Origin of the sequence: Paenibacillus sp. FSL R7-0189 (assembly GCF_037969925.1) — a bacterium.
GTDB lineage: Bacteria > Bacillota > Bacilli > Paenibacillales > Paenibacillaceae > Paenibacillus_AQ > Paenibacillus_AQ odorifer.
Map to the genome: position 1 here is coordinate 4,206,266 of NZ_CP150223.1, position 18,456 is coordinate 4,224,721.

The window sequence follows — 18,456 nt, forward strand, 5'->3', positions numbered from 1 at the left end:
ATTATAGTCTATAGCATCTAATTCGTTGTTTAATCGGTTTAAATTAGCTCAGAGATAATGTGTAGGACTTTGTAATTCGCATATTCGTTTAATAGTTCCAAAAAGTTATTCAGCTCTTCATTAGAAGGAAATCCACCTTGGATCATATAATTCATTTGTCCAGAAATTCTATAATGGTGGAGAATAAATTGTTGTTTGGATTGAATAAACTCTAAATATCTTTTATGACTAAGATGCGTCATTTCAGTCTCGATAAACACCTGATGGGTATACCCAAGCTTAGACGGATCAACTTCAATTGTATATTTTTTTATAACGTTTTTATCCTCCAGTTGTTTTATTCTTGCAGAAACCGATGGTGGTGTCATATGAATCAATTGGGCTAACTTATTTTCGCGAATTCTGGAATTTTTTTTTAGCTGTTTTAATATCTCAATATCGGTATTGTCCATTAAGTTATACACTCCTTATTATTTAAAAGAAAAGATGGGATATACCTAATTTTTTAAATTACTATATACAAATTTACGAGTAAAGTATACACATACCATGTTAGCAGATGGTAAACTATAATTTTTATAATTAAAGGAGATTATGACATGGACAAACCACAATTTAATCGCGTTGCCTGGTTCGAAATTGGAGCAAACCAACCTGAAGAGGTAAAAGATTTTTACAGCAAGATGTTTGGTTGGAAGTTTAAAGCAAACAATGATCTGCCTGGTGTGAATTATGATGCAGTGCTTCAAGGAGATGGGGAAATGCCAACAGGCGGTATTCTGCACACTGCAAACAAGCTTGAAGAATACTCAACATTTTATGTGATAGTAGAAGATGTTGTGGCAATGATTGAAAAAGCCAAGACAAATGGTGGGAAAGTTATCTGGGGACCGGTTACGGATGCGTCCAATGTTACATTTGCACGATTAAGTGACAATACTGGACACCAATTTGGGATTTTCTCGATGTAACTGAATGTCGTTCAAAAATTTTGATAAATATAATCCGGAACATTCTCCTCCTCTGAAGTGAAAAAGCCAGTGGACGTTTACTGCGAGTAAAAATCCGCTGGCTTTCAGTGTTTTTTTGCATAAAAAGGCTACCTTTATCGAAAATTAAGTCACCTCAAGAGATTAGCAACTCAATTTTCGCAGCTTAAATTCGGCAGATAAGCCTTGATATAAATGGGCAGGCCCTCAATCAATTGCTAGAGTTGTGTTTGAATAAAATTGTGATTTGCTTATTTGTTTTTTTAGTCACATCTTCTTGCAGGCCTTAGTAAGAACGATTCATCCTCAAACTTGATTTTTTCATTTTCTACCTGCTTTTTGAGCAGAGCAAACGTATGGCATTCTAAGATAATATGCTTGGGCTTCTTCATCAGCCTTAGTAAGCGTCTAAGTAGCCTTCGTATAAATGAATTTTATCAGTTTGAGCATAGCACTGATTACAAGCACACTCATCGAAACGCCAAACTCTCGCTTTAACCATTCCGCGACAAGATCCAAGTATTCAGTTCGATGACTCGACTCGTCAACAAACGAATTTTCCAGCGAGCGTACCCCTTTGGAGGCTCGGAACAAGCTAGCGCAATAATTCGGGCTTCCACCTCACCGGTGATCGATGAAGGACGTGCCGGTTCATCGCGTACTTGAATTAATTGTTTCACTCTGACATCAGCAATGGTGTAGTTGACTTCAATTTTGACAATGCCGAAGCTGCGAAGTTTTTGTAAATTCTGAGACACTGTAGATCGGATGTTAATGAATAATGATTAGCTAAGAAAATAACATTTAAAGATTTTACCTACAGTTAATTTTAAAGGATATAACTTAAGTCCCCATTGTGGCTGTGAAAAATGAATCTGCAGTGCTCGAGAAGAATGGAAATGAATTATTTTTTAAATTCGCGGGGATTAATCATTTGCATTGGCATAAGATTTATGGTGACGACGGCCAAGATCTTACTCTCCAAGCGATTGAAAAACTGTATGGTCCTGATGCGAAAACAGAGAAAATCGTTGAAAATATTAAAAACATGCGATTCCTGCATGAACAGCTTGTCCAATTAGACATGCTACCATGCCCATATCATCGGTACTATTACATGACAGATGCGATGATCCAAGAGGAACTTGAAGAAGCAGAGGGAGAAGGGACTCGTGGACAAGTAGTGAAGCGCCTAGAGGAGCGTTTATTTGAACTTTACAAAGATCCAAATTTGGATCATAAGCCAGAAGAACTTGCGAAATGAGGAGGGGCCTACTATAGTGATGCTTCCTGTGAGATCATTAACTCCATTCATAACAACAAAGGAACTCAGATGGTTGTAAGTACACGCAATAAGGGAACGATCAGTGAACGCGGTTTATTACAATTAATGAAGTCCATGGAGGAATTAACGATTGAAGCCGCTGTTACGGGGAACTACGCAACGGCTCTGCAAGCATTTACGTCTAATCCACTGGTTCAAAGCGGTGACTCGGCTAAAGCGTTGTTGGATGAATTACTTGAGGCTCATAAACAGTATTACCGCAGTTTCACCGGAAAGAAGATAGTATTCTAAAAAGTACCAATTCGTTTTAAAATTTTGTCTACTTAAAAAGGACTTCAGAGACCAATTATATGGCCTTGAAGTCCTTTAGTTATGAAAAAAAGTATAGAATAAATTGTTCTTCGTCGGTTCTAAGAAGTCAGCTTAATGAATTTGAAAATGTTCTTGCCACTCATTTAAGCCCTCTTCCATCCGAAAAGCTGTAAATCCTTCAGATTGTAGTTTTTGAGTGGCCAGAGCTGAGTAGACACACAGCGGACCTCTGCAATATGCGATGACTTCTGTATTTTTCGGTATATCTCTTATAAATATCTCTAACTCTCCCATTGGTATCGAAATTGCTCCAGCAATATGATCCATTTCATACTCTTCTTTAGGACGTAAATCTACCAAAATTATTGAATCATTATTAAGCTTCTCCCTAACCTCATCCATTGTAAGCGTATGAACATCATCAAGATTGTTTAAGAAATCATCTTTCAGTCTGCTAATGTCAGGGAGCTGTTTTTCACTGATCCGCCATAAAGAGGAAAGAAATTCGATGATTTCTGAATCGGCCAAAGAATAAATCGCGTATGTTCCTTTTTTCGAGAATTTAACCAGTTTTGCATCGAGCAGAACTTGAAGATGGCGGGATACATTCGCAATATTCATGTCTGTACAAGTAGCTATTTTTTCTACGGTTCTGGAACCATTGGATAGTACATTCAAGATCTCAAGGCGCTTATCACTGGATAAACATTTTCCGATTCTAGCAAATTGCTTATATAGATCTTCCTTGAAAATTTTAGCAGAGTTCAGCTCTTCCTCCATTATTATCAACCTCTTTTCGTATTAACTTACCTAATTGAGTTTATGGTAATTCAATTGATTATTAGAATTTTAACATAAACCTCCCGAGTAGAGTCAAGTCAAAAGAATGTAATTTGAAGAACAAAGCATATGCATTAAAGGTGCCAATCCGTTGTCATCATTCGGGGATACCAAGCAACTGCTCTGTCGGCTTATTTATGTGTTGACGGAGAGGGATTCCGATGCTATAGTTCAATCAATCAATTGAATAGTAAATAATATTATTCTTAAGTACTGTGAAAACTAATAAATTGAGAGGGATAGTATATATATATCTGTAATAGTAGGAACAGCTGACCGCAGCAATCTATCTGGCCCGTGCTAATATGAATCCACTCATCATTGAAGGACTTGAACCCGGAGGACAGCTTACAACAAGAACCGAAATTGAAAATTATCCTGGATTCCCAAATGGCATAATGGGCCCTGAATTAATGGATAATATGCGTAAACAAGCAGAGCGTTTTGGGGCTACATTTATTAATGGTTGGGTAAAGAAGATCGATTTGGATAAACGACCATTTAGACTGGAAGTCGATGGAAAAGGCAAGATCATTACTGAAACTCTGATCATTTCAACCGGTGCTAGCGCTAAATATTTAGGAATACCAGGCGAAACAGAAAATGTAGGCCGGGGAGTTAGTACTTGTGCCACTTGTGATGGATTTTTCTTTAGAAATAAGGAACTCATCGTAGTGGGTGGAGGCGATACAGCTTTGGAAGAGGCAAACTTTCTAACACGATTTGCTTCCAAAATTACTGTGGTTCATCGTCGAGAAGAACTGAGAGCTTCAAAAATCATGCAAGGTCGCGCTCGTTCAAATCCTAAAATTGAGTGGCTTTGAGCAAGACCCCTCTTGAGGTGGTTGTGGGAGAGCGTGGAGTGACAGGGTTGAAAGTCCGGAACAATGCTTACGGTGAAGAGGAGATCCTAGATGCAGGTGGTGTATTCGTAGCCATCGGCCATCATCCAGATACTGGATTTATAAATGGTCAAATTGATACGGATGAGAACGGCTATATCATTACAGTACCCGGTACATCAATAACAAATATTCCAGGTGAGCTTGCTTCCACAGGATGCTCGCTATCGTCAAGCTATTACTGTAGCAGGAACCGGAGCCATGGCAGCCATGGATAGCGAGAAGTTTATTGATTCTTTGGAAAATAATTAAAATGTCCTAACCGATAGAAAGTTTGGAAATATGGGAAAGTTAATGGAATGGTAAACCAATACATTTATAAAAAGGAGATATTAAAATGAATAAAGTTTCCTCTAAATCAGATTTTGATACAGCTATCCGTTCACCCAAAATCACAGTTGCTGTATTTAAAGCAGACTGGTGTCCCGACTGCAAATTCATTGATCCGTTCATGCCTGAAGTTGAAGAGAAATTTGCGAATGATCTGGATCTCATTGAGGTGGATGTAGATAATGTTGGCACTGTGAGTGAAGAACAAAATATTAAGGGTATTCCAAGCTTTGTAGCCTATGCCGATGGTAAAGAGCTTACTCGATATGTCAACAAGCTCCGTAAATCACGCGAAGAGATTGAACATTTTCTGCAGAGTGCTGTTGAGGTATATAACAAACTTTCATAAGGAACGGTACGACACCAACTTAGAAGGTCTTATTAAAGAGTACGATCATTAACTACATGGATAAACGTACAAATGGAAAAGAAACAAGAGGTTGGAGTCAAGGAGTTGCCTCTTTATATAAGAATTACTTCCGTTTACAAGTGAGGCACTGAGCATATTATATTAACTAAAAATTTCTAATGAATAGAGGGGTTTATATGAATCATCAGGACAGTTTATTTAAAAAATCGAGTTTTAAACGTATTGGAGAATTCAACTCACTTTCTCCAGAAATATTTAAGGCGTTTGTATCCTTTGAAAAGTTAGCATTGGCCGAAGGTAAGCTTACAGCTAAATTTAAGGAACTGATTGCAATTGCTATAGCCCACACCACGGGATGCCCTTATTGTATTGAGGCTCATGTCAAACAAGCTAAGAAAAATGGTGTTTCGAAAGAGGAAATGGCAGAATCGATTATGGTTGCAACCGCCCTCAAAGCTGGTTCGGCGATGGCCCATGGCGTTAATGCATTAAATGCATATGATGAAACCGAAGACGACGAGCTGTACAGTGCCTCTTATATCAATCGGCTGGGGGAGTTTACCCAATTAAGCGGTGATGCTTTTAAAGCCTTTGGTTCTTTTGATCAGAAGGCGTTGAAAGCCGGTATACTCAGTAGCAAGGAAAAGGAATTGATTGCGGTTGCGGTTGCACATACTACTGGGTGTCCGTATTGCATTGATATTCATACGAAAGCAGCCAAAAAATCCGCAGCAACCAAAGAAGAGCTGGCAGAGTCGATTATGGTAGCCACTGCTTTAAAAGCTGGTTCTGCTCTTGCTCATGGAGTGAATGCACTGGTTGCATATGACGAATAACAAATACTGAAAAGGGGTAGACATATGAAAATTGAAATATGGTCTGACATTGCATGTCCATTCTGCTATATTGGTAAACAAAATCTGGAGCGAGCCTTAGAAGGATTATCATATAAAGATGAAATAAGTATTGAATACAAAAGCTTTGAGCTTGATCCGGGAGCTTCTTCATATGATGGGACAAGTTTTGTGGAAAAATTAACCTCTAAGTTTGGCGGAAGAGAACAAGCGAAAGAATTTCTTAGCCACTTAACTCAACAAGCCAAGAACGTGGGATTATCCTTTCAATTAGATAGCCTAAAACCCACAAATACACTGGATGCTCATCGTTTATTAAAATGGGCAAAAACGAATGATAAAGAAAAAGCATTGAATGAAAAATTGCTTATTGCTCATTTTACTGAATCAAGGGATGTAGGAGATCATGATACACTGGCCGATATTGCAGAAGCGGTTGGATTAAGCAGAAAAGAAGCTCTTGAAGTATTGAAAACTAAGGATCTCTATACAGATCAAGTACGAAATGATCAAGATGAAGCTCGTCGCGTTGGCATTAGCGGGGTACCGTTCTTTATATTCAACCAAAAATATGCAGTTTCAGGGGCACAGCCGATAGGATCTTTTTCTCAAGTGTTGGAGAAAGTCTGGGAAGAAGAGCATCCGGCGGCTAAGTTTGAAATTCTTTCTGATGAAACCTCTAGTGCAGGACTATGTACTGATGAAGGTTGCGCGATCCCGCCTAAAAAGTCATAAAGGACATGCGCGTATTCACTTAAGATCGGTCTATGAATTTGTAAAATAGAGGAGTCCTAAACATGGGTAAAATGAACGGGTAGATGTAAATATGCTCGGAAGCTTGGCAGAAAAATATAAGAAAAACCCTGAGGAGGCGATTACAAGTTTTGCTTCTACAGTTAAATGGAAAGATGGGTTTTACTCGGAGGCCGAGGTTGGAGACTATAAGCCGGTATCCGTTGATGAACCAGAGTGGCTATCCGGAACTGGAAAAGGGCCTAATCCGGTTGAGCTTTTGTTAAGTGCACTTGGCGCTTGTGTAGGTGTTGGATTCATTGCAACAGCTAGTGGTATGGTTATTAAAGTATATTCGGTAGAAGTTGATGTTACTGGCGAAATAGATCTGAACGTTTTCTTAGGCTTAAGAGAAGGGGATTCAGGTTTGATGAAATAAACGTTCGTTTTAATGTGGACAGTAACGCAAATGAAACACAGGTAAATGAGTTGGTGGCACAAGCCATGAAACTATCACCGGTGAGAAACACAATTGAAAGAAACGTTAAAGTGAATTCGACGTATACAATTATCCATTAATACCAGGAATACTTGATTGTTTTGCTAGAAGCGTAGACATTATGCGAGGAACACATAGCATAATGTCTACTTTCTTTAGAATTAGGGGCCCGTCCCCTAGTCGGCTATATTGATAGCTGAATATTGCGAGATGGGTAACCCACAGACGGTTTCCATCGATAAGGTAGGTGACTCCTTTTGGCAAACGCCCTACCTAGATCCACAAAAGTGTGCTGGTCTCACTCCTGAAATGTCATTCATTTAAGCTTCTTGAAAAGAATAATTATACTTACTTAGCTAACTATTGACTTTGGACTAAAAGATTGTTACTATTTTCACGAGAGTAAGTTATTTTTTTCACAAAATAAAAGGAGGTTATATTATGTTAACTACGTTTAAAGCTACTGCCACAAAATTGCCAGGAGGTTTGCAGGTTGAGGCTCAATCCAGAGGTTTTAAAATCTTGATCGATGAACCTGAAGATTTAGGTGGAACAGATAAAGGGATGAATCCGGTTGAAGCGCTTCTGTGTGCGCTGGGAGCATGTCAGTCCATCGTTGCTGCTGCTTTTGCGGATGGGTATGGATTCTCGTATGAAGAGTTGTACGTTGAGCTTGAAGGGGATCTGGACCCAGATGGGTTCATGGGGCTGGCGGATGTGAGAAGCGGTTTCCAGGAAATTCGTTTTGTGATGCACTTCAAAACGACAGAAAGCCAAGAAAAAGCAGAAGCTTTTGCGGCATTCATTGAGAAGACCTGCCCGGTTGGAGACTGCTTGGCGAATGGGGTTAAATTGGTACAATCAGGTGTAGTGAGACACTAAACTATTCGCTAAAAGCGGTGCGGCTTTGCGCTTTTTAGTAGTGAAGGAGCATGAATATCTTGGATATTAAAATGTCTATGATTGCTGGGGGAAAAAAGGGAAAAGCAGGAACAATCAATGTGCAGCTTGGGGAGAAGGTTTCTATCGGAGACATACTCGTCGAGGTTGAGACGGGTAAAGGCAATCGAGAAATTACAGCACCCGCAGCGGGGTCCATCAACGAGATTCTTTTTGAAGAAGGTGGAGAAATTTCCTCCAACCAAGTTTTGTTTACATTGGAAACTGCTGATGAAGACACCGGTGTATCATCTGAACCGCAGCCTGCGGGTATGGATCAGCCGGCCATAGCTAAGAAAGTTGAACTATTGATTATTGGAGCAGGACCAGGTGGGTATGTGGCCGCCATTTATGCCGCCAAAAAAGGGATTAAAGTTACATTAGTTGAAAAAGAAGAACTGGGCGGTACATGTTTAAATGTAGGTTGTATTCCAACCAAATCACTGGTTAAGTCTTCTGAAGTTTGTCACTATGTTAAACAATCGTCTTTATTTGGTATCCACACAGGAACGGACCTTCAGGTCGATATGAAGCAGATTATTCGTCGTAAAGATGAAATCAAGGATAAATTAATTTCCGGGATTGACTACTTGATGGAGAAGAATAATATAGAAGTTATCCGCGGGCAAGCTTCTTTCATATCTGCACATGAAGTGAGTGTAAAAGGACAGAACCACTACCATATTTCAGCGAACGACATCATCGTAGCTACAGGCTCCAAAATTTCCAAGGTGAATATTCCTGGCATTGATCTTCCTTTTGTGATGAACAGCACTGATGCGCTTGCATGCACTGAGCTGCCGAAGAGCATCACGATTATCGGCGGGGGCGTCATTGGTATGGAGTTTGCCTTCATCTATCGTTATCTGGGTGTTGAAGTCCATGTAGTCGAATTTATGAGCCGACTGTTGACCATGATCGATAGCGACATTTCTGAAGAAATTAAACATTCGGCGGAGCAAGCAGGAATTCATATCCATACGAACTCGAAGGTAGTCAAAATCCAGCGTGCTGAAGAAGGACAAGCGATTGTAAATTATGAGGATTCCCAAGGTGAGCATCTGCTTGTTAGTGAAAAAGTGCTGGTGGCTATTGGACGGGAGCCTAACTTGGATGGTTTGGAAGTTGAACGAGCTGGAATTCAGCTCAATGAACGTGGACGAGGCATTACCGTGAACGAAAACATGCGTACAAACGTCGATCATATCTATGCGATAGGCGATGTTACAAATATAATGCAGCTTGCCCATGTCGCTTCACATCAAGGTACTACAGCTATTGATGGGATAATAGGCGAATCGGGAGGCATGCACTATACGGCAATCCCGAACGTGATTTTCACTTCACCTGAAATAGCCAGTGTAGGTCTATTAGAGGATGAATGTAAGCAGCAAGGGATGGATTACAGCGTGAGCAAGGTTTCCTTTGCCAGCAATGGTAAGGCGTTAACAATGAATGAACCTGAAGGTTTTATTAAATTGATTAAGGATAATCGCTCAGAAAGAATAGTTGGAGGGGCGATTATTGGTCCCGATGCGTCATCCCTGATCAGTACCTTAACGCTTGCGATTGCCAATGAGCTGACGGAGAAACAAATCATGCACACCGTTTTTGCTCACCCGACTACAGGAGAAGTGATTCATGAAGCTGCTTTCGGCTTTAGCATTGGGGCACTTCATCAAGCATAAAACAGGCTGATGTAGCCATACCATTTCACAAAAAGTGAAATGTTTGCTATCATATTATGAATAGAGGAGAAATACACGGAGATAAAACTGTTGGGATTGGTTGGTGTGTCTATTGTTTAATTTAGAGGATTGCCTTGCTTTTGTCACAAACCGTAGTGGGAAAATCTTTGCAGAAGCATTGGAGAAAGAGTTTCGTCCCTACCACATCACCAGGAGCCAATGGATCGCTATGTATTACATCTATATTCAAGAATCCATTACCCAGCGAGAATTAGCAGAAGAAATGTCGATTAAAGAACCGAGCGTGGTCCGTTTGCTTCAAAAACTGGAATACGATGGGCTTATATATCGCTCTGCTACGAATTCAGATAAACGAGTCAAGCAGTTAGAATTATCTGATAAGGGTGTAAAGGTATGTCTCGACTTAATGCCAATTGCCGAAAAGTTCAAAAACGATACAATCGCAGGTATTTCCAAGGACGATCTTGAGACATTCAAACATGTGTTGAGTATTATGGTTGAGAATACAAAATAGTGAAAATCTTTTGACTTTATTTTAAAAATAAAGTTAAAATAAATTCTCGTAAGTCAGAGGTAACGAAAAAGACATCAGTTTAGGTGATCAAACGTTACTCTTGAATGGATCTTTATAGAACAAAACAAAAAAAAGACTCTTTCGTTTTTGAAGACGAAAGAGTCTTTTTTTATTCGTTGCGCGCCTAGCCAAGCTAGGCACAGCTAACCGGTGAAACTCCGGTCGAGGTAAGAGCCAAGTCGCCTCGTAGCTAACAGGCAACTGGTGGAGAGATTCTAAGGTTGAAGCCCTGTTACAAAGTAGCCCTGAGAGGGGAACTAGCAAAGCAGCAGGCCGTAACATGAAGTGAATTCTTTTTGAAAAATAAGTTTTAGACTGTCGCTGTTATTAAACTAATGTTTCCCGTTAACATACAAATAGTCCCAATGGTCAATTAGGTTAGGCAGTTTCGTTAGATTGTAGTCTTTATTCCAGGCTAACATGTTGTGGATGCCTTCGAGTGTCTCGCGATTCTTGTTTGGGGCGTTACCGGCAATACGCTCTTCATATTGCTTCCAGATTCGTTCCTCCTGAACGGACAACGGCGTTATCAGTACGACGATTTTATCTGCAGCGGCAAAACTTGGCTCTACCCACGACCTGTATACGCCTTCTGCGATCCACGAATCGAGACCGATAATTTCTCTGAGCCGGCGGTCGCGCTCATCTTCCGGTGCCTTTACGCCATATTCATTCGATTGTGGATCCCAAAAATTTATCATCTAAATCATAATCCGGAGTTTATGGCTCAATAACGTTGCGATATAGGATTTTTCGCTTCCAGCGCCGCCAATGATATGGATTCGGATTCAGACACCTCTTTCTTCTAAAAAGTTTTGTATATAATTACCTTTTATGAGAATAATTTATCTAAATGTTCAAACTATCCTGCTTGTTAGCTTAGAAAGCCTGCTAGTCTAATACTATGTTTTCTCTGAACAATCGGGCGAAGGCCATGGAACTGTCTGCCGGGCGAGAAGCTGTAAAGAAAGTATGGGAAATAATCGGGCACAAGGACCACTTTGCGATAGAAAATACTCATTCGCAATCAAGCTGATGCCTGATCACTAACTATCTTTGATGTTTTGTCTTTCTTTTTCGTATCAATATGGTGATGAGCAGTATAGCAGGGAGGGCAACTCAGAAAATAGGAAATATCCTAACTTTTGCATAATGATGACCTTCCCACATAAATTTTGTATACGTCGGTGATAAAAAAGAGAGGACAAGAACACTTAGAGCCAAAGGGATTAGCCATATTTTATATCTAATTGTAGTGAGTCTTTGCATCCCGATGGTAGCCTATAAAAAAGATGCACATGGTTCACATCTAAACCAATAAACAAAATAAGTGTAAAGAACGCATCGGCCCGCTCGAAAATTTGGGCTGCATATATCATTTGAACAACGGTAAGCAACGGATAGGTGGTGAGACCAGCAACTTCAGGATTCAAGACAAGGATTACCGTCTGATTCAGTAGGGTCAACATTAGTGATACAACGATGTAAGTGGAGATGCTACTTTTACCAAGCTTCTTACCTTTTGGTGCATATTTAAAGAACACAGAAAAAGGACGACTTGTCCAAATGGAAAAAAACAATTTTCGGAATTGCAGAGTCCCAAACTGGCTTAAGATCATTCTTCAGTTTAGGGAACATAAATTCAGGGTGAAACAGTCCTGTCATAGGAATGGAAACCAATATTAATGCATAATCGAACGTTAGTAGATATATATAAATGACGCAAAGACGAAAAAACACTTTAGGTTCATAGCTAGAGACAAATGTGATTACACCTATCGAAAACAGTGAAAATCATAACCATGGGGGTTTGATTGAGTAGCGTCATCCTACACAGCTTACCGATATCGCGCAAATTGCGGGAATATTCATACGTGAAGTAACCGACAAAGGAGAAGGCTACAATCCAACTTGGTATTTTTCCCAAATAATGCAGGCACATCTTAAACAAGTGCCATTTTGGACTTAAGCCATAAATCGAAAGATAGAAACGTATGTATATGCGGAAACACTTCTAGGTGTTGACTTTTGATAAACGTTAGTTCATACCTGCTCAACCGGCCTGACTTATGGAAGTCCTTCGGCATTACAGTATCCACGACAGTTATCGGAACCGTTCTAAGTCTGTTGATTACCGCCATGATGGCTTATCCGCTGACCAAAAAGGAGTTCACACTGGGCAAAGTCCTCATGATCGCTGCTGTAGTTACGATGGTCTTCAAGGCACCGCTCATTCCGTACTTCTTGACGGTTAAGAATATCGGCCTGTACGACAATCCGCTGGTACTGGTTATACCACATGTGCTTACGGCGCAAGCCAATGAATTTAAGGAAAAGGAACTTACTGCCTGAAAGCCGCGATGGAGTAAAGCTACAACCGCATCGGGCTTCCGGGAAAAGGCCTCCATCCGGCGTTTGTAGCCGTGACTTCGTTTGGATAGATTCGAGGTCATTTCACACAACCGATTGGTGATTTTGGCAGAAGAGAGCATGACAAAATCAAGTGGAGCAAAGCTAAACCCGTCCGACCAGCCTAGGGTTAGCATGGTGTAGCCTTTGATAAATTCGCCCGTGGAATGGTCGAAAACTCGTGCCAACAACTCTGCTTTTTTTGCTCCGGTTCCGGCTCAAAACGGAATCGTCGATAATGAACACACGTACCCGGTGCGATGAAATGAGCGATTCGAAATGGCGCACGATGCGAAGACTTAAGGCCTGCAAAAAGCGCCGCCAAGCAAAAGAGGCTTGATTTAAAAACCGGTAGATAACATCTTTACCGGGAAGATCTGCAGCGCGGTCACTTTCCAGAAGGCGAAACCAGTTCTTCCCTTCGAAGACCAAAGAGAACACGATTTGAAAAATCGCTAGGCTCGAAAGACCGAACGATTTGGAAATACTTGCTTGTCGCAAGGTTTTTCCGTTATGAAGGGTCGCAAAAAGTTTGAAAAAGCGAGACTGTTCAGACAGGGAATGTTGTTGTAACATAGGGTTACGCACCTTTCTTGTTGGCATGGTTGCTCGACACTTCCATGATACCAAACAAGTGAGGTGTTTTTTCAATACGAGTGAATCTACTGAATTCTTCTCAAGGGTTTAGGCCATTTTTCTAGGTGCGAAAGTTGAGTAAATAATATTTTCAATGTCATAAATGAAAATAGCGATTTATGTAAAATTCTCTTTTCTGAAAACGCTGATAAACTATTTGTAAAAAAAAATTGCTGGAATAGGCCGTGAATCAAGCCTTCCAAATTGGAGAGAACAATATCCAAAAGCTACCAATAAACAGCTTCAGTTCACTTATGAGTACATTGTAAATGGAAGTATAGCAATCATAGAACAGTGGCTAATTTCCGAAATGCACGAAGATCATTTATACGTTGCCAACTTTATTAGAACTATCTGTAATACTGCATTAGTAATGTTGGAATGAGGGAAATCGCTTATTTATTCTAATAAAGGTAAAGTAACAACTGTATGTGTACCTGCAGAATTGCTGAATAAACGAATACCATACTGGTAGCCAGCCTTCAATTGAATCCGTTCATGAACATTGCGTAATCCGTAGCCGTATAATTGCTGGTCGAACAGGCCTTCCCCGTACTTGTTGTACATCTCTTTTCCATTATCTTCAATGAAAATTAGAAAATGCCTTGCTTCGGTTTGACTGCGGATAGTTATACTTCCTTTGTCTCTACGCAGGGTATTGATTCCATGTTCAATGGCATTTTCGACAAGCGGCTGGAAGATGAAGTTAGGGACCTGGAGCTCAAGTAATTGTGGCGATATATCGTAAATGACATCGAAAGGCTCATCGCGGGCCGTCTGCTGCAGAGCAATATAAGACTTTATATTTGCGAGTTCCGTCTGCAGAGTACTGTACTCCTTGCCTTGATTCAGGGCAGTCCTGTAGAAGGTAGCCAAATCGTTAGTGATTTGCGAAATTTTCAGCTGATCATTCTCGATTGCAATCCAGTTGATGGTAGACAAGATGTTGTATAGGAAATGGGGATTGATTTTCTCTTGCAGTAGCCGCAGTTCCAGCTCTTTCTGACGCAGTTCTGCAGCATATTTTTCCTCGATTAGGTGGTTTAGCCGGGTGAGCATCAGCTTGAATGACAAGGCCAGACTTCCGATTTCATCTTTATAAGAGGTGTCCACACGGATGCTTAAATCCCCCTCGCGTACTTGCTGCATTTGATGGGTAAGGATAAAGATTCTTTTAATCATGGAACGGGAGAGAATGCCTATGATCAGGCCAACGAGCACCAGACAAATCAAAATGATCACAAGATTGAGTAGCAGCTGGCGGTTTGAAAATGAAGAGATATTCTGGCGGTTGAAGTCATAGGAGATCTGCCAATCCAGCGGTGTTAATGTTCTAGTAATGTTATATGCGTGAACAAGCCTGGACTCAGGATTAGAAGTATAGATGACTTCTGTACTGTCGGAGATCGTGATATTTGCCGGAGCAATAACGAAGGATTCGAAGCTTCGGGTAAACAAATCCTCCTTGACACGCATCCGGGCCACACCGAGAAACCTGCCGGTAATTGAATTCTTAATTGCCTTGCCTACATACAGATGATCTTCTTCCGGCCACCAGTAAAAAGAACTTGATGAGGAAATCTTCTGAAACCAGTCAGCATTTTGAATCATTTTAGTGGAGCGTATTAAATCTTTCAATACAAATACATCGTTCACTGTATAGATTTCCAGTTTGTCGATATATAGGTTGGACAGCATTGCATTGTATAGGAAGGGAGCGATATACATATCTGCAATCCGGTTGGTTTCCAGTGCCGATAACTGCTGTGACGGCAGGAGAAACTCCTGGAAGCTGTAGTTGTTAGCCACCAGGGATAGTGAGGACTCGGCTTGGTATAACTTCGTCTCAATCTCCTTGCCTACACGTTCTACCGCAGTATCAGTCTCTTGTTTGAGCTGGGAATGTACAAATGAAAGCGAAGACCGATAAGAATACCCTCCAAGCAGCAGTAGAGGGATCATGAATACAAGCACGTAGGATAATCTTAGCTTGTGTGTAAAAGATAAATCCCTCCAATAACGTTGCATGAGTACTTAAATCCCCTCTCTCTCCCGGTACTGTGCCGGACTGACATTTTCCCTACTCCTGAAAATAGAAATAAAGTAGGATGGTGTCTGAAATCCCACTTGCTCACCGATTTCAGCTATTTTAAGATGGGTCGTTTTCAATAGATGTTTAGCCTGTTCAATCCGATATTCAGCTATGAATTTGCTGATGTTATGTCCTGTTTCTTTTTTGAATAATGTGCTGAGATAGGCAGAGGTAACTTGCACCTGTCCGGCCAGATAGGCTAGTCCCATCTCATTGCTGTTGTAGTCACGGGAAATTAGGTCCTTAACACTTCGGATAAGCCAGTTCTGATCATGATTAGTATACTCTTTTTGTTCGATCCGCTTTAGAATATTCACAATGACATCCATTGTCTGATTGAGATTATCCGTCGCATAGATTTCATTGACAAGATCGGTTGGTTTTAACTGCAGAGTTGTATTTTTGGAGATTTTCTTAATCATTTCGGTCAGCACGTATTTAATGAACATTGGGCTATATGACCTGTTATTATGGATTTGGGACTGCAGCCGCTGCAACTCCGAATAAGCTTCAGAATAATTACCGGCTTTTATACAGGTTGTGATTTTATCAGTGGAAATTTGTGTAACGTCATAACTGGACTGGATATGATTATCCTTCTGTACATACACTACGGTGCTGGAAGAAATAAAATAATAATAATCGGTATATTTACTCATGTGATCGTATTCAGCTTTTAAGCCTGATAGCTTGTGCAACTCTCTTCCGGCGATTACAAATACCACAGACTGAAATTTCTGTCGGATTGTCAGTAATAGAAGATCACAAAAAGCGCTTACATGTTGTGTGTTTGCTCTGGTAAACAGAATAATGAGAAACGTATTAGCATCCATGAGTCCATAGACGAACTCAAACGGCTGGGTATCGTGATTGCCTATTGCTTCGATGACTTCTATGAATTCTCCCGCTTCACAGGTTACAAGTAGTGGAATAAACGGGGTGGATTCAAACGCTGGTACTAGCTCCCGGATGGTGTGCACTGCTTTGTCACTTGTGGCAGTGGAAGTAAGCAATAGCTGCAGTTGCTTCTCTAAAGTGTAGAATTTAGAATACTCGATTATTTTCTGGAGCTGTACCGCCTCTGAGCGCTGCAGTTCCTTCTCATTGCACCAGGTGATCGCTTCAGTTATAACCTGATTGAAATCTCCAACATTAATCGGTTTGAGTAAGTATTTGCTGACTCCAAGCGAAATAGCATTCTGTGCATATTCGAAATCGGCATAGGCGCTGTAGAGAATCAGAAACAGCTCTTTGCGATACTCAATCTTTCGTATTAGGCTGATTCCATCCATGAATGGCATTTTGATATCCGTTAATAGAATGTCTACAGACTGCTTAGATAGTACGGACAGTGCTTCCTCGCCATTACCCGCTTTCAAAACGTTCAGTCCAAAGCTGCCTTTGCGGAGGAGCGTTTCAATACCGTCACGTTCATTTTTTTCATCATCTACAATAAGTATGTTGTACAAGTTAGCTTCCTCCTTATTAGAATTAAGATGACGTGGTTACATCACTTGAACAAGTTATATTGTATCCTGTTTAACTAATATAGGCTATGCGGCGGGAGCTGAAACGAAAAAAACGATATGAATCTATAATTTCTTGCATTTAAGCGCTTTCTTAATAAGCCTATAATTTAAGTAAGCTAACTTGCAAGAGCTACATTATAAAATCGGGGGGAAGTATTCCATGAAAGTAAGAAAAAGACTAATCACAGCAGCGGCACTCGTACTCTTAGTTATAGGTGGTTGTTCTTCAAATTCCGGCGGAGAAAACAATACAGCAGAGAGCGGGAAATCCTCTACAACGATTTCGATGATCGGATGGTACGAAGACAATATAATGACTGACACCATTAATAAGATTAATGAGAATCTGGATGAAGGATATAAATTAGAATATACATTTATTAACTTGAAGCAATACAACAATGTCTTGAGCACACAGCTTGCGGCCGGAGAAGGGCCTGACATTGTTATGGACGGGGCATCATTCCCGGCTCGTATAAAAGCTGATAATCTGCTGGATATTACCGGTGAAGATTTCGTCGGCAACTTCAATGAAGCAGGGCTGGCTCTGTCCACTACAGAAGACAAGGTATATGGTATCCCTTCCTATGGCTGGTATTCAGGGATTTGGTATAACAAAGATATTTTTGCACAGTATGGCCTGACGCCACCAGAAACTTTTGAGGACCTGCTTGCGATCTGCAAGACGCTATCAGACAACGGCGTACAGCCATTTGGTTTCGGCCTATCCGACAGCGATACAGCTTGGCATTCACTGGTCGGATACCTTGAGAATTCTTACTATAATAATGGTAATGAAACACCAGCTTTTGATACAAAATTCGCCCAAGGTGAAGTGACTCTTTCCGGCAATCTGAATACTGCAGTCGATGAATGGGCGCAAATGATCAAACAGGGATATATCAATGATAACATGTTGGGTATTTCCGGTGAGCAAGTTATCCCGGGATTCCTTGAAGGCAAAACTGCGATGTTCTACGGCGGGCCTTGGAACTATGAAAAGTTGAAAGAGGGCTCAGTGAATTTCGGTTTGTTCTCGCATGTAGGTACAAATGGTGCTGAAAAATGGCTGGTAGGCGGGCCCGCTGCAAATTTCGGTGTCAACAAGAATAGTAAAAACCAGGAAGGCGCTAAAAAAGTGCTGGCCTTACTTGCTTCCGAGGATGTGCAGAAGACTATCCTGGCGAGTAACGTCGGAGGTTTTAGCTACTATAAGGATCTGAATAGTGAACTTCCTGAGGAGTACAGTGAAGTCAAAGATATTCTTGCTGCAGGAAGAGTCGGTGTTGCTTGGGATCGTTGGGGCACCAATATGCCTGCACAATCTTTGATTGATGAAGGTGTCAAACAGTTACAAGGAATGGTAGCTGGAGTAACGACCACAGAGCAGTTCCTCAAGGCGATGGATGATAAAGCAAACCTAATCAGGTATCAAGATTAATGGCCGGGGACCTC

General features: G+C 40.8%; 15 protein-coding genes and 4 pseudogenes. 12 read left to right on the forward strand and 7 right to left on the reverse strand.

Going from position 1 to position 18,456, the window contains the following annotated elements; genetic code table 11:
* Window positions 1-38: 38 nt before the first annotated feature.
* Window positions 39-452, reverse strand: a complete 414-nt coding sequence (locus MKY63_RS18270; protein WP_076222824.1) for an Lrp/AsnC family transcriptional regulator — start codon at window positions 450-452, stop codon at window positions 39-41.
* 147 nt (window positions 453-599) lie between these two features.
* Here MKY63_RS18270 and MKY63_RS18275 point away from each other — a divergent pair, with 147 nt between their 5' ends.
* Window positions 600-971, forward strand: a complete 372-nt coding sequence (locus MKY63_RS18275) for a VOC family protein (RefSeq protein WP_076222823.1) — start codon at window positions 600-602, stop codon at window positions 969-971.
* Window positions 972-1,513: 542 nt separating this feature from the next.
* Here the strand turns inward: MKY63_RS18275 and MKY63_RS18280 are convergent.
* Window positions 1,514-1,612 (reverse strand): annotated as a pseudogene (locus MKY63_RS18280) (helix-turn-helix domain-containing protein); the annotation flags it as partial.
* 224 nt (window positions 1,613-1,836) lie between these two features.
* On the opposite strand from MKY63_RS18280, the pseudogene MKY63_RS18285 reads away from it, so the two are divergent.
* Window positions 1,837-2,565 (forward strand): annotated as a pseudogene (locus MKY63_RS18285) (6-phospho-beta-glucosidase); the annotation flags it as partial.
* Window positions 2,566-2,697: 132 nt separating this feature from the next.
* Here MKY63_RS18285 and MKY63_RS18290 read toward each other — a convergent pair.
* Window positions 2,698-3,366, reverse strand: a complete 669-nt coding sequence (locus MKY63_RS18290) for a metalloregulator ArsR/SmtB family transcription factor (protein WP_076222815.1) — start codon at window positions 3,364-3,366, stop codon at window positions 2,698-2,700.
* A 304-nt stretch (window positions 3,367-3,670) separates the two neighbouring features.
* Here MKY63_RS18290 and MKY63_RS18295 point away from each other — a divergent pair.
* From MKY63_RS18295 to MKY63_RS18330, 8 genes and pseudogenes are all read left to right on the forward strand, one after another.
* A pseudogene (locus MKY63_RS18295) lies at window positions 3,671-4,580 on the forward strand (FAD-dependent oxidoreductase).
* Between the two features lie 85 nt (window positions 4,581-4,665).
* Entirely contained in the window at window positions 4,666-5,007 is a 342-nt protein-coding gene (locus MKY63_RS18300; RefSeq protein ID WP_076222812.1) for a thioredoxin family protein, read from the forward strand.
* A 197-nt stretch (window positions 5,008-5,204) separates the two neighbouring features.
* Window positions 5,205-5,864 (forward strand): carboxymuconolactone decarboxylase family protein, encoded by a 660-nt coding sequence (locus MKY63_RS18305; RefSeq protein ID WP_143760453.1) that lies wholly within the window; start codon window positions 5,205-5,207, stop codon window positions 5,862-5,864.
* A 24-nt stretch (window positions 5,865-5,888) separates the two neighbouring features.
* Window positions 5,889-6,617: a DsbA family oxidoreductase gene (locus tag MKY63_RS18310; RefSeq protein ID WP_076222808.1), complete on the forward strand. Its 729-nt coding sequence runs from the start codon at window positions 5,889-5,891 to the stop codon at window positions 6,615-6,617.
* Window positions 6,618-6,708: 91 nt separating this feature from the next.
* On the forward strand, window positions 6,709-7,053 hold the full coding sequence (locus MKY63_RS18315) for an OsmC family protein (RefSeq protein ID WP_081386851.1): 345 nt from the start codon (window positions 6,709-6,711) through the stop codon (window positions 7,051-7,053).
* A 501-nt stretch (window positions 7,054-7,554) separates the two neighbouring features.
* Window positions 7,555-7,995, forward strand: a complete 441-nt coding sequence (locus tag MKY63_RS18320; protein WP_076222806.1) for an OsmC family protein — start codon at window positions 7,555-7,557, stop codon at window positions 7,993-7,995.
* Between the two features lie 50 nt (window positions 7,996-8,045).
* On the forward strand, window positions 8,046-9,740 hold the full coding sequence (gene lpdA, locus MKY63_RS18325; RefSeq protein WP_081386849.1) for a dihydrolipoyl dehydrogenase: 1,695 nt from the start codon (window positions 8,046-8,048) through the stop codon (window positions 9,738-9,740).
* A 103-nt stretch (window positions 9,741-9,843) separates the two neighbouring features.
* Window positions 9,844-10,275, forward strand: coding sequence for a MarR family transcriptional regulator (locus tag MKY63_RS18330; RefSeq protein ID WP_229696339.1), 432 nt, complete (start codon window positions 9,844-9,846; stop codon window positions 10,273-10,275).
* A gap of 392 nt (window positions 10,276-10,667) precedes the next feature.
* Here the strand turns inward: MKY63_RS18330 and MKY63_RS18335 are convergent, their stop codons facing one another.
* Window positions 10,668-11,036 carry a hypothetical protein gene (locus MKY63_RS18335; protein ID WP_076222802.1) on the reverse strand — a complete coding sequence of 123 codons (369 nt, stop codon included), beginning with the start codon at window positions 11,034-11,036 and terminating at the stop codon, window positions 10,668-10,670.
* Between the two features lie 1,327 nt (window positions 11,037-12,363).
* On the opposite strand from MKY63_RS18335, the gene MKY63_RS18340 reads away from it, so the two are divergent.
* Entirely contained in the window at window positions 12,364-12,687 is a 324-nt protein-coding gene (locus tag MKY63_RS18340; RefSeq protein WP_179087725.1) for a hypothetical protein, read from the forward strand.
* On the opposite strand, the pseudogene MKY63_RS18345 reads toward MKY63_RS18340, so the two are convergent.
* The 3 genes and pseudogenes from MKY63_RS18345 to MKY63_RS18355 form a co-directional block, all read right to left on the reverse strand.
* Window positions 12,681-13,320: pseudogene (locus tag MKY63_RS18345) on the reverse strand (transposase); the annotation flags it as partial. The gene MKY63_RS18340 and the pseudogene MKY63_RS18345 sit on opposite strands and share 7 nt — an antisense overlap.
* 459 nt (window positions 13,321-13,779) lie before the next feature.
* Complete coding sequence (locus MKY63_RS18350) at window positions 13,780-15,408, reverse strand: histidine kinase (RefSeq protein WP_076222796.1); 1,629 nt, start codon at window positions 15,406-15,408, stop codon at window positions 13,780-13,782.
* A gap of 6 nt (window positions 15,409-15,414) precedes the next feature.
* Window positions 15,415-16,941: a response regulator gene (locus MKY63_RS18355; RefSeq protein WP_076222794.1), complete on the reverse strand. Its 1,527-nt coding sequence runs from the start codon at window positions 16,939-16,941 to the stop codon at window positions 15,415-15,417.
* 220 nt (window positions 16,942-17,161) lie between these two features.
* Between MKY63_RS18355 and MKY63_RS18360 the strand changes: the two genes are divergently transcribed.
* The gene (locus tag MKY63_RS18360; protein WP_076222792.1) at window positions 17,162-18,442 is read left to right on the forward strand and encodes an ABC transporter substrate-binding protein; all 1,281 of its coding nucleotides are present in this window, start codon (window positions 17,162-17,164) and stop codon (window positions 18,440-18,442) included.
* Window positions 18,443-18,456: the final 14 nt, after the last annotated feature.